Raw genomic sequence first — 11,546 nt, 5'->3', positions numbered from 1 at the left:
TTGCCCTTCGACCTGCAAGCAGTGGGCACGACAGCGCCTTCATGCGCAGAACCTGGAGGCTCGTTTATTCGTGTGCACATCGCTCACTGCAGTACGTGAAGACGTTCTTGCACCAGCATGCACGTCATAGCCGGAAGAAGTCCGCGAGGATGTCATGCTTGGGCGGCTTGGTTACCACAGTCCCGCCTGGTCCCTGATAAACACAGCAGGCGCCTGGCGTATCGGTGTTGAGGACAGTGACTCCTTGCGAAACGAAGCTGCGGTCACCCAGGCGAGAACGCCCGATCACCGCACTGTTTGGATACAGGATTACACCTTCGCCCAGTACAGGGGCCACCCCATGGTTTTTACCGACGGTCGAGTTCTGATACAGCACCAGGAACTCGCCATAGATCGCTTTGGCCAGAACGATGCCTACCGAGTGACCAATGAAGAACACCTTGGGCATCTCGATTTCATAGAACAGATCAATACCATTCAATGTCTTGTTGAGATAGAAGAGCTTGGCACAGACGCGCGGATCGCCGCCTGCCCGCCAGAGTGTATTGGCCAGGTAGTATAGAAAGAGGGTGTATTGTGTGGAGTGCAGATAATCGAAGCGACCTTTTTCCCACATCTTCACGCCATCGATACAGTGGCCGACGCGCGCCAGGCCTTCATCCAGGCAGCGCTCTATTTCGCCTCTGCAACTCACACCATCCGGGAAAAACGTATCCAGTTGCCGGCACAGGTAGTCCAGCAGCGCCTCGCGACTCGTCCCCTTAAGCTCCATGATTCGACCCTTTCAGTCGTTCCAGCATTGCTGGCAAGTGGTCGAGTAGCTGTCGCGGCCGGAAGCCGAATGCCTGGCTAGCTTTTCCATTGGAAACCCGGGGCATGTGCTGAGTGTCCGTGCGACTGCATGTCACTCGTGCACCCGTAATTCTCCTCAGCTCCATCATCAATTGCTCATTGCTGGTATTACCACCGGCGCATACGTTGTAAATACCATTGCCTGCGCCGACCAGCATGTCCTGCAACAATGCTGTCACATCGTCGATATGCACGTAGTCGCGGGCGTAAGCGGCAGAGCTGTCGAGCGTAAATGTTTCGCCACTCAATGCCCGCGGCAAAACCTGCGCGAGAAACCCTCCCTCCCTGAGTGTGTCGCTGTAGACACAGGAAAGCCTGGCAACACATGCCCGGTCACCGGAGTGATTCAGGCAGAGGTTCTCACCCAGCGATTTCGACAGGTCATAGAGGCTTCTCGGGTTTGCTGTATCAAGCTGCAACACGGTGGACTCGTTTACACAGTCGTCGGGTAACGCATCGTACAGCCGCGTGGAAGACAAATAGACCAGACGCTCGAAGCGACCGGCGCGCAAAACCCTGGCCAGCAACGCACTGTGTGCCTCCACGGTATCGAAGGGGCGATCATAAAAATCGTTGGTCAGACCTACGCAGTAGAAAACATGCCCCAGGTTCTCATCCAACCAGCTCTGATCTTCACGAGCAGGCGCATGAACCCTGTGGCCTTGGTCGCTCAGCCTGGCCAGAAGATGCGAACCGACGAAACCATGTGCCCCCAGAACAGTGAAAAGCATGCGCTGTCCCCATCAATTCAGCGGATGGTGCAAAGCCGGATCTCGGTGCCATAACAGCTTCGGGCTGACCCCTTCGCAATACGCGACATCCAGCCCCTCGAGGGTTCTGGGGTCCTTGATAGCCAGCATGTTGAAACCGTGCGGCGGTCCCTCCAGATAAACCTTGTCGACGGCAATCAGCTCAATCGGCCTTCCGGACATATCCACGTTGGAGTTGAAATCACGCACCGCAAACAGGCGATATCCGTGTCCGGCAAGCAAGCGTGAAATTGGCGCATTCTCGAGCCCGGCGGACCAATCGACATAGTGCCTGTGTACTTCGAAAACGATGTCAGGCGCTTCACCGGCGGGACGAGCAAGCTGCTCAACCGCGCCCTCCAGCACTCTGCTCTCCGCCCCTTCGATATCCAGCATGATCAGACCGAGCCGCTTGATGTTCTGTCGAGTGCAGTATTCGTCCACGGTAATGGTGGCGAAGCTATCCTCACTGTCGCTGCCAGCAGGCTCGGCGTGGGCAAAAGAATCGTTACCGACCAGGCGCAGCTGCTCGCTGCTGTCGGACCACAAGCCCAGCTCCCATGCATGAATGTTCTGCAAGCCATTGAGTCGAGCATTGTGGCGCAGCATCTCTAGTTGCGCCTTGTTTGGCTCAAAAGCATGGCAGTGTCCGCCGCTGTCGCGCATGGCTCGAGCCATGAGCACAGCCTGATCCCCGAAATAAGCACCGCCCACCAGTACATCCTGGCAGCGTGAAGCAAAATGAACCAACAGTCTGGTGGTTTGTGGCTCCCAGACGTGGTCTGGGTTGACCGGCGAACTGAGGACAAAATCACGAGCGATCTTGGTTCGGTAGAGAAAATCAAAGACCGCACCATCTGCCAGCACCTTGCGCACGACCTGACTTTCATCATGCAAGGCATCTACGAGGGGTCCCGTGATGTCATCACGAACGCTACCCGGATAGTCCGTTATGTCTTTTTCAATCGCCTTGCACAGCACCAGGAATTTCTCGCGCGCCGCATCGTTGCTGCCAATGGCTCGCAGCGCTGGCGCAACCTGCTCGATCTCGAATTTTTCATTGCTCATTGAGTTCTCCCACTGGCACTAGCGCTTGGCAAAAAACGAATAACCGGTACGGCAACCAGGAGACGCCCACCCCAACTTTGGACATAAGCCAATTCAGTGGCCAGTTCATCACTCAGGTTCCAGGGTAACAGCAGCACATAATCCGGCTTCTGCTCGGCGATTTGCGCAGGAGCAAGGATGGGTATGCGACTGCCAGGTAGAAACTTGCCCTGTTTGTGCGGATTTGCATCAGCCACCCACGCCAGTAGATCACTGCGTACACCCGCGTAATTGAGCAGCGTGTTCCCCTTGGCCGCAGCCCCGTAACCTACGACTTTTTTGCCGTCGGCCTTGGCCTGGAGCAGAAAGCGCAGCAGCTCATGCTTGATGCGCTCGGCAGCAGGTGAAAGAGTTGCGTAGTAATCGGCGGTTCTCAAACCAGATCGTTCTTCTCGCGCCAGCATCGCATCGACGGCAGGATCAACCGGGTGTCCTCCCTTGGCACGCTGCACAAACACTCGCAGCGAGCCTCCGTGGGTCGACAACTCCTCGACGCAGAAAACAGTCAGACCGTTACGCGCACAGAGCGCCTGCACTGCTATCAGTGACAGGTAGGAGTAATGCTCGTGATAGAGCGTGTCGAACTGATGCTCGGTCATCAATCGCAGTAGATGGGGAAACTCGAAAGTAGCGACGCCATTGGGCTTGAGCAGCGCAGCGAACCCCCTGAGAAAGTCGTTTATATCGGGCACATGAGCCAGCACATTGTTGGCCACCATCAGGTCGGCACTCCAGCCCTCATCCGCCAGTTGGCCTGCGACCATCTGACCGAAGAAAAGCTCGCGAATCTCGAGCCCTTTCTTGCGAGCGGCACATGCTGTACTTGCCGTGGGCTCTATACCCAGGCAGGGAATCCCGTGGCCGGCGAAATACTGCAGCAGGTAGCCGTCGTTCGCCGCCACTTCCACTACCTTGCTCCCGGCAGTCAGGCCGAAGCGCTCGATCATGCTGACTACATAGCGTTCGGCGTGGGCGAGCCAACTGCTGGAAAAGGAGCTGAAGTAGGCGTAGTCCGCATCGAATAGGCTATCGGCCGCACGGTAGTCCTCAACCTGCACCAGCCAGCAGGATTCGCATACCCGGACTCGCAGAGGGACCCACTGCTCCGATTGATCGAGCTGTGCAGCACTGATGTAAGCGTTCGAAGGCGGTGCCGTCCCCAGATCGATCATCGTCAGGTGTACCGGCATACCGCAACCACGGCAATTCACAGGCGCACTCCCTGAAAATGCTCATCCAGAACGGGGTGGGAGGCATCACGGACCGATACGTTTCTCAACGGCAACGGCCATTCCACACGCAGACGCGGGTCGCTGACGGATAGCCCACCTTCATGGCCAGGTTCGTAGTCGGCACTATGCAGATAAAGTAGCTCGACATCATCTGTGAGTGCCTGGAAACCATGAGCGAACCCCGGCGGCAGCAAAAGGCTGCGGCCATCACCGGCCTCCAGTCGCTCGGCATGCCATTGCAGGAAGGTCGGCGAGCCCTGACGAACGTCCACCGCCACGTCCCACACCTGGCCACGCAGACAGCTGATCAGCTTGCACTCGGCATGTGGTGGGTACTGGAAGTGCAGGCCGCGCACCGTACCGCGCTCGCGGGTCAGAGACCGATTGATCTGACGCACATGGAAGGGCTGACCGAACGCCTGCAGACTCCCTTCGCAATACAAGCGGGCGAAACGTCCGCGCTCGTCCTGATGCTCGCGGTGCTGCAGGGCAAACAGGCCGGGCAACGGCAGCTCGATCAACTGCAGCTCGCTCATGCCTGCTCCCAATAGTTGGCCAACTGCGCCAGGGTCACCGCGCGCATGTCTTCACCACGTTGCCAGGCCAGATGCCAATCGAGAGTCCGCTGCAGGCAATCGTTCAGGGACCAACGCGACTGCCAGCCGAGCAACTGCCGCGCACGACTGCTGTCCAGACGCAACAGCCCCGCCTCGTGCAGTTCGCCGAGTTCGACCCTGACACCGGGAGCCTGCGGCCAGCGCGCCGCCAGGCGTTGCACCACATCGCCAACGTTACAGGCGTCACTATCGGCGGGACCGAAGTTCCAGGGGCCGGACAAGGACGCACCCTGTTCATGAAGACCTTGTGCCAGCAGCAGATATCCGGCAAGCGGCTCCAGGGCATGCTGCCAGGGACGCACGGCCTGCGGATGACGCAGGGTCACGGGCTCACTGCGGGTCCAGGCGGCCAGCACGTCCGGCACCAAGCGGCCGGCAGAAAAATCACCGCCACCCAGCACATTGCCAGCTCGCGCGGTCGCCAGCGCGAAGCCGTGCTCGGCATACCGGGAGGCCGGAAAATATGACGCTGTAAAAGACTGCGCCAGCAATTCGCAGCACGCCTTGCTACTGCTGTAAGGATCGTGGCCACCAAGCGCCTCATTTTCGCGGTAGGGCCAGGCCCATTCTTTGTTGGCATAGACTTTGTCGGTAGTGACCGCCACGCAAGCTTTTACCCCGCCCGTCTGGCGAATGGCCTCCAGCAGGTGCAGAGTGCCCATCACGTTGCTGGAGTATGTGCCCAACGGGTCGTCGTACCCCTCACGCACCAGTGGTTGCGCCGCTAGATGCAAGACGATTTCCGGCCGCACCTCGGCCACCACCGCCGACAGGCTCGGCAGATCGCGCAGATCGCCGATGCGGCTATCAATGCCCTCACTCACTCGCGCCAGTTCGAACAGGCTTGGATCAGTCGAAGGGTCGAGGGCGAAGCCGGTAACCCGGGAGCCCCAGCGATGCAGCCACAGCGCCAACCAGCCGCCCTTGAAGCCGGTATGGCCAGTAATCAGGACGCGCTTGCCGCGCCAAAACTCTGGATTCAGCTCCACTGCTTCCAAGGTGCTTCTCCGCTCTGCCACAGCTGTTCCAGATAATTCTTGTCGCGCAGGGTATCCATAGGGTGCCAGAAGCCCCTATGTTCGAATGCCATGAGCTGGCCCTCGGCAGCAAGGCTGCTCAGCGGTTCAGCTTCCCAAGCCGTGTCGTCCGCAGCGATATAAGGCAGTACCTTGGGCGACAAGACGAAGAAACCGCCGTTGATCCAGCCACCATCACCCCGCGGCTTCTCGACGAAACCAGTTACCAGCCCCTCCTTCCGGTCCAGAGCGCCATAACGACCAGGCGGCTGTACGGCAGTGACAGTGGCCAGCTTGCCGTGCTCTTTGTGAAAGGAAACCAGAGCAGCAATATCAAGGTCGGAAACGCCATCGCCATAAGTGAAACAGAAAGCTTCGTCCTCCTTGAGGAACCGTTCGACCCTGCGCAAACGCCCGCCGGTCATCGTGTCTTCGCCAGTATCAACCAGTGTCACACGCCACGGCTCGCTGAAGTTCTGATGCACATCCATCTGGTTGTTGCGCATATCAAAGGTGACATCAGAGGTATGCAGAAAGTAGTTGGCGAAGAAATCCTTGATCGCATAGCCCTTGTAGCCCAGACAGATCACGAAGTCCTGGATACCGTGAGCCGAATACTGCTTCATGATATGCCAGAGTATTGGCTTGCCGCCGACTTCGATCATCGGCTTGGGTCTGAGATGTGACTCTTCACTGATGCGTGTGCCCAACCCACCGGCAAGAATGACCGCCTTCATAGCTACTCCCGTGCGCGGAACCCGATCAATTCGTCAATTGGTCGACATTTTGTTGTCCGATATACAGGTTTAGCAACAACCGGGCCAGTCCAATCGGGGGCGTCATATATCCAAGCGACAAGAGCTAGCGTGCCGGACCACGAGCGGTGACTACCGCGACTGAGACACACTGCAGCGCCCCCGTAAGCACCACGCTCATGAATGGCGACCCTGGAAGAAAAGAGAGGAAGCAAATTCAACGCAACTGGTTGAACAGATTCAACCCCGAGATCTTCACATAGCTCTGCTGCGCCGCCTCGAGAATGATGGTCTGGAACGACAGGCGCGACAACGCCTCGGCGTAATCGAGTTCACGCAGCTCGGCCTGTACCGACTTGTTCACCAGCGTCACGTCCTCATTGTCGATACCGGTGGTCTCGATCAGGTTGAGACGCGCGCCGATTTCGGTCTGTACTTCCAGCACGTTGCCCATACCGTTGTCGAGATTCTTCAGGGCGATGGCCACTTCATCGCGCACGCCCAGGTTGCCCGCCGGCGAGGTCGGCGATGACTCCAGTGCCTGGCGCAGGCGCGAGATGGTGTTGAGGATGCTGCGCTGTTCCTGAAACTGCGGCTTCACGCCAAATTCGTCGCCACCCGCGACAGCAGCAGGGCCGGAAAGGGTGAACTCGGCGCCATAGACGTTGAAGGTCGCGGGATACGGAGCGGTAACCGTTCCAGTAGTGAGCACCGGGCTGTTAGGCCCCACTGGCTGGGCATACACCTCATAGTTGGTGTCATCGGTAAAGCGCAGTACCACGCCAGAGGTCGGGAACTGGCTATCGAACACAGCCTGGTTGACGATGTTGCCCCCGGCCACCACGGCGGCAGAGCCATTGGTGGAGGCACGGGTCACGGCGAACTCGGTGGACGCGGACTGCAGGGTGAAACTGTGGGTGCCGATGCCTGGCGAGCCAGCAGTCGCGGGCGGCTGGATATCGGCCAGCAGGTTGTCCAGATCCAGGGCGTTGTCGCCCTCTTTCAGCACCACGTCGAGCTGAAAACGCATGCCACGGAAGTTGATGACGTTGCCGCCATTGACCAGCGGATCGACCTTGCCGCCTCCGGGGATCTCGGAAGTGACATCGGCACCGCTGGCGTCGTAGATGCGGAATTCAGTACCGCTGACGAAGGCCAGCGAATAGGGTTCGCCGCCGCGGAAATCGGAGTTGAACGCGCGGTTGTCCTCGACCAGCCCCGGCGAAATGAATACCCGCTGCTCATCGGTGGGCACGGCGGGAATGGTGGTTGCCGGCAAGGGCGGCGACGGCAGCGCCGGGTTATTGACTCCATTGCCATTGGCGACGCGGTTGGCGTTGGTGACGGCTTCGAACAAGCGCTTGCCGTTGTCGTTGATCGCCACATTGGTGGAACTGGCGACCTGCAGCGTCCGCTGCCCTTCGTCACCGAAGTAGGAATAGGTGCCGTCCGGGTTGCGCACGAAGGGTTCGGTCTTGCCCAGATTCCCCGCAAACAGGTACTCCCCCCGGGCGTTGCGGCTGTTCATCAGGTTGAGCAGCTCGGCCTCACGCTCGGAGAGTTCCTTGGCGATGGAGTTGCGGTCCTCCGCCGACAGCGAACCGCCACCGGCCCGCACCGCCAGCTCGCGCACACGCTGCAGCACGGTATTGACCGAGTTCAGTGTGGTCTCTTCCTGGGTCAGGCTGTTGTTCGCGGCAGTCAGGTTGTCGCTGTACTGCTTGAGCACTGCCTGTTGCTGCTCGAGTTGCAACAGGCGCACCGAGGCCACCGGATCATCCGCCGGGGTGAGGATGCGGTTGCCACTGCTGATCTGCTCCTGAGTGCGAATCAGATTCGAATAGTTGCGCCCCAGGCCGGAAACGCCGTTATTGAACGCCTGAATGGATGAGATGCGCATGACCATGGGGCTTGCCTCTTGCAACGCCTGTCATCAGTACAGGCCGCGCTTTCCCGAACTCGGGAAAGCGATTATCAGAATGAAGTGATCAGAGTATCGAACAGGTTACGCGCAACTTGAATGATCTGCGCGGATGCCTGGTAGTACTGCTCGAACTGGATCAATTTGGCCGCTTCCTCATCCAAGTTGACCCCGGAAACCGAGTCGCGATTATCGGAGGCTTGCTTGAGGATCGCCCCGGTCGCCTCGCCGTCCACACGCGCCTGGCTGGTCAGCGTACCGACCCGCTCTACCAGGTCACCATAGGAGTCGGAAAAGCTCGAGCCCGTGGTGTCAGGCGCAGCCGGGTTGACTCCGATCACGGCTTTTTTCTGCAAATCGACCAGGTTCAACGCATTACGGTTGTCCGACACGCCATTGGTGTTGAACGACACCGAGAAGTTGTCGCCAGCAGAGGGTCGCCCGCTGATGCTCACCTGATAGTCGAAAGCAGCCGGTACATCTGGCGGGTTGGCCGGCACGCTGATGGTCAGTGCGTTGTCCTGCCCTGGAACGATGCTACCCGTGTCGATCACGTTGCCGTTGATATCGACGACATCATAGCTCTGTGTCGCGCCCCCTGCGGCCCCCATCACGATCCGCAGCGGCGGCGCATTGCGCAGGCTGGTTTCCAGATCGGCCTGTGCGACCGGGTCATAGATGTCGATCTCGGTGAGCAGGGCCGGCTGGGTGATCTTGCCGGTGCCGATGTTGGCCGGGCTGGTTTCCGCTTTCAGCGGCGCGGCGAAGGCGAGTTCTTCGGCATTCTTCATGTCCGCGCGGATGTCACGGCCGGCGTTACGGGTCGGCATCACCTGAAAACGATCACCGGCAGCGAAGGTGCCACTGGCCACGCCAAGGGAGAAACCATCCACTTCGGGTGCCGGCACCGTGGTGATATCGAAGGTCGCAGGACTGGCCGGAAACTGCGTGCCATCGGAGAGGCGCCGAATCGTGTACTCGGTCGCGCTGGTGAACTGGACTTCGTAATCGCTGGTGGTCAGTTGCGTGGTGTCGGTGATCGTGACATTGAGGTTGGCGTTCGGGTCGCTGTTGCCGACGCGCGCCAGGCTGCGCTGGCCGAGCAACTGCGGGTCATTGATCGAGCGGAACAGGTCGTTGCCGAACTGACCATTGAGGTCCAGGCCCTGGCCCAGCTGCCGGTTGATCTGGTCGGTGATCGACAGGGCCAGACGGCCCACGGCGTTCAGCGAGGTGTCGAGCACGTCTTCGCGATAGCGCAGCAGGCCGCCCATCTCGCCACCGGTGATCAGGGAGGTGACGTTCTGCCGCGAGTTGCCGCTGACGAACTGGATTTCGCTGCGCAGCGGGTCGGACTGCCCCGGCACCACTTCGAGACGCGCCGCATCCTTGCCAACCACCAGGGGCTGGCCGGAGCCGATGAACAGGTTGTAGGTGTTGTCGTCCTGAGGAACAACCGTCACACCGACGAACTCGGAAAGTTTGCGCACGGCCTCCTCACGGGCGTCGAGCAGGTCGTTCGGCGCCTGTCCGTTGGAAGCTGCGATGGCAATCGCGTCGTTGTAGCCGGCAATCGAGGTCGCCAACTGGTTAACCTGATCGGTCACCGCCGACAGCTGTTTGTTGATGAATGCGTTCTGCTCGTTCAGACGGTCGTAGACGGTATTGAAACGCTTGGCCAGCCCCTCTGCCTCCGACAGCGCCAACTGCCGTGCAGGTACGTTGGCCGGGTCTTCGGCTGCGGTTTGCAGAGCAGAGAACAGTTTCTGCAGGGCTGGGGTGACACCGGTGGTGCTACCCGCGAGCAGGGAATCGAGCTGGTTGATCTGACTCAGGTAGGCCTTGGTATCACTGTTGAGCGCCGTACTGCTGCGTACCTGGGTAGTGAGGAACTCGTTGTAGATGCGACGAACATCAGTCAGGGTCGTACCCGAACCGATATAGCCGGCGCCACTGAACTGCGGCGTGCGCGTGGCCTGGATCGTGTCCTGCCGCGAGAAACCAGGCGTATTGACGTTCACGATGTTATGGCCGGTAACAGCCAGCGAAGTCTTGTTCGCCGCCAGCCCCGAGAGGCCTATGTTCAATAGGTCAGCCATGGTTCAACCTCAAGTCCTTGTGGTGGCGCTATCGGCAGCGGCGATTGCTTGGTAGGTCTGCATCTTGCGAGCGATCTGCGAGATCTTGCGCGCATAATTAGGATCGGTGGCGTAACCGGCCTGCTGCAGCTCCTTGACGAAACGCTCCGGGTTCTCGGTGACGTTCAGCGCTTTTTCGTAGCGACCGTTGTTCTGCAGAAAGCTGACGTAATCGTCGAAGCTCTGCGCATAGGAGTCATAGGCACGGAAGCTGGCTGCCTCCTTGACCGCCTTGCCACCCTTGTATTCCGTGGTCAGCACGCGGGCCGACTCGCCCTCCCAGCTGCCATGGGACTTGATACCGAACAGGTTGTGGCTGCTTTCGCCATCACGGGTGCGGATGATCGACTTGCCCCAACCGGTTTCCAGCGCAGCCTGGGCCACCAGGTAACGCGGGTCGACACCGATCTTCTCGGCAGCGGCCTCCGCCATCGGCAGCATGGTGGCGACGAATTCCTGGGGTGAGCTGAATGCGGCCTTGCCCGGCGCCAGCGGCGGCTGAGCAATACGACGGCCCGTCAATGCATCGCTATTGCCAAGGCTCAGGCCTCGATCCTTGGGCGCGGCGCTGGCCTGCGCCGGAATCCAGTCACTGCCGGCCAGGGTCTTGCCCTCGCCTTCTGCAGCCGATGGCACGATACCGGCCAACAGGCGATCTGCCAGTTTGCCCGGCACGGAGAGACGACGGCGATTGAGCATCGCCACATCATCACGAAAGCCTTCGCTAGTGGCGACCTGGTCAGCCTTCGACTCGCTCACGGCCGCGACCGGTTGCTCGATCTGCGCGAAGGGATTTGGCCGGCTCGATGGCTGCTTGATCTTCGACATCTGCCGCACCAGCACGTCAGCCAGGCCGATGCCACGCCCTTCCTTGGAGAGCGTCACCGCCAGTTGCTGGTCGTGCATGTCCTGATAGGTCTTGCTCTCGTTGCTGTTCATGAAGTTGCCCTCGCCGAACACGGCGTTGGCCGAACGCATGGCTTTGAGCATTTCGTTAAGGAACAGCGATTCGAACTCCTGCGCAACCTTGCGGATGTTCTGCTCGGTGTCACCGCCCACCTTGAACTGGTTGAGGCGGTTCAGGTCGGTGTAGGCACCGCTGTCGATCGGGCTTTTACCGCCTGCCAGCAGACCGGCTGAAAGTCGAGAGTCCATAGGT

The 11,546-nt window shown here is 59.7% G+C and carries 10 protein-coding genes; all 10 read right to left on the bottom strand.

Translation table 11 applies throughout. The features are described from left to right. Window positions 1–124 precede the first annotated feature (124 nt). The 10 genes from ACN0X6_RS20275 to flgJ all read right to left on the bottom strand — a co-directional run bounded on the left by ACN0X6_RS20275 (window position 125) and on the right by flgJ (window position 11,542). Complete coding sequence (locus ACN0X6_RS20275) at window positions 125–772, bottom strand: hypothetical protein (protein WP_417706743.1); 648 nt, start codon at window positions 770–772, stop codon at window positions 125–127. Further along, the gene (locus tag ACN0X6_RS20270; protein ID WP_417706741.1) at window positions 762–1,583 is read right to left on the bottom strand and encodes an NAD-dependent epimerase/dehydratase family protein; all 822 of its coding nucleotides are present in this window, start codon (window positions 1,581–1,583) and stop codon (window positions 762–764) included. Before ACN0X6_RS20270 ends, ACN0X6_RS20275 begins: the two co-directional genes overlap by 11 nt. Before the next feature lie 12 nt (window positions 1,584–1,595). After that, the gene (locus tag ACN0X6_RS20265; RefSeq protein WP_196476410.1) at window positions 1,596–2,669 is read right to left on the bottom strand and encodes an FkbM family methyltransferase; all 1,074 of its coding nucleotides are present in this window, start codon (window positions 2,667–2,669) and stop codon (window positions 1,596–1,598) included. After that, window positions 2,666–3,919 carry a methyltransferase domain-containing protein gene (locus ACN0X6_RS20260; RefSeq protein ID WP_417706739.1) on the bottom strand — a complete coding sequence of 418 codons (1,254 nt, stop codon included), beginning with the start codon at window positions 3,917–3,919 and terminating at the stop codon, window positions 2,666–2,668. Before ACN0X6_RS20260 ends, ACN0X6_RS20265 begins: the two co-directional genes overlap by 4 nt. Then, window positions 3,916–4,476: a dTDP-4-dehydrorhamnose 3,5-epimerase family protein gene (locus tag ACN0X6_RS20255; protein ID WP_417706737.1), complete on the bottom strand. Its 561-nt coding sequence runs from the start codon at window positions 4,474–4,476 to the stop codon at window positions 3,916–3,918. The genes ACN0X6_RS20260 and ACN0X6_RS20255 overlap by 4 nt, the downstream gene beginning before the upstream one ends. Next, window positions 4,473–5,546: a CDP-glucose 4,6-dehydratase gene (rfbG, locus tag ACN0X6_RS20250; protein WP_417706832.1), complete on the bottom strand. Its 1,074-nt coding sequence runs from the start codon at window positions 5,544–5,546 to the stop codon at window positions 4,473–4,475. Before rfbG ends, ACN0X6_RS20255 begins: the two co-directional genes overlap by 4 nt. Beyond that, a complete protein-coding gene (gene rfbF, locus ACN0X6_RS20245) occupies window positions 5,537–6,310 on the bottom strand; it encodes a glucose-1-phosphate cytidylyltransferase (RefSeq protein WP_196476414.1) in 774 nt (257 codons plus the stop codon). The genes rfbG and rfbF overlap by 10 nt, the downstream gene beginning before the upstream one ends. 235 nt (window positions 6,311–6,545) lie before the next feature. After that, window positions 6,546–8,234, bottom strand: coding sequence for a flagellar hook-associated protein 3 (locus ACN0X6_RS20240; RefSeq protein WP_417706735.1), 1,689 nt, complete (start codon window positions 8,232–8,234; stop codon window positions 6,546–6,548). A 68-nt stretch (window positions 8,235–8,302) separates the two neighbouring features. Continuing rightward, window positions 8,303–10,348 (bottom strand): flagellar hook-associated protein FlgK, encoded by a 2,046-nt coding sequence (flgK, locus tag ACN0X6_RS20235; RefSeq protein WP_417706733.1) that lies wholly within the window; start codon window positions 10,346–10,348, stop codon window positions 8,303–8,305. A gap of 9 nt (window positions 10,349–10,357) precedes the next feature. Next, window positions 10,358–11,542: a flagellar assembly peptidoglycan hydrolase FlgJ gene (gene flgJ / locus ACN0X6_RS20230; RefSeq protein WP_417706731.1), complete on the bottom strand. Its 1,185-nt coding sequence runs from the start codon at window positions 11,540–11,542 to the stop codon at window positions 10,358–10,360. Window positions 11,543–11,546 lie beyond the last annotated feature (4 nt).

The sequence above is a fragment of the Pseudomonas sp. genome (genome assembly GCF_048269965.1).
GTDB lineage: Bacteria > Pseudomonadota > Gammaproteobacteria > Pseudomonadales > Pseudomonadaceae > Aquipseudomonas.
The sequence above is the reverse complement of the archived record's forward strand: the minus strand, read 5'-3'. Positions and strand labels throughout refer to the sequence as shown.

Excerpts from the sequence above, each read along its gene's own strand:
- ACN0X6_RS20275 (WP_417706743.1), bottom strand. The coding sequence starts at position 772 with ATGGAGCTTAAGGGGACGAGTCGCGAGGCGCTGCTGGACTACCTGTGC.
- ACN0X6_RS20270 (WP_417706741.1), bottom strand. The coding sequence starts at position 1,583 with ATGCTTTTCACTGTTCTGGGGGCACATGGTTTCGTCGGTTCGCATCTT.
- ACN0X6_RS20265 (WP_196476410.1), bottom strand. The coding sequence starts at position 2,669 with ATGAGCAATGAAAAATTCGAGATCGAGCAGGTTGCGCCAGCGCTGCGA.
- ACN0X6_RS20255 (WP_417706737.1), bottom strand. The coding sequence starts at position 4,476 with ATGAGCGAGCTGCAGTTGATCGAGCTGCCGTTGCCCGGCCTGTTTGCC.
- rfbF (WP_196476414.1), bottom strand. The coding sequence starts at position 6,310 with ATGAAGGCGGTCATTCTTGCCGGTGGGTTGGGCACACGCATCAGTGAA.
- ACN0X6_RS20240 (WP_417706735.1), bottom strand. The coding sequence starts at position 8,234 with ATGGTCATGCGCATCTCATCCATTCAGGCGTTCAATAACGGCGTTTCC.
- flgK (WP_417706733.1), bottom strand. The coding sequence starts at position 10,348 with ATGGCTGACCTATTGAACATAGGCCTCTCGGGGCTGGCGGCGAACAAG.
- flgJ (WP_417706731.1), bottom strand. The coding sequence starts at position 11,542 with ATGGACTCTCGACTTTCAGCCGGTCTGCTGGCAGGCGGTAAAAGCCCG.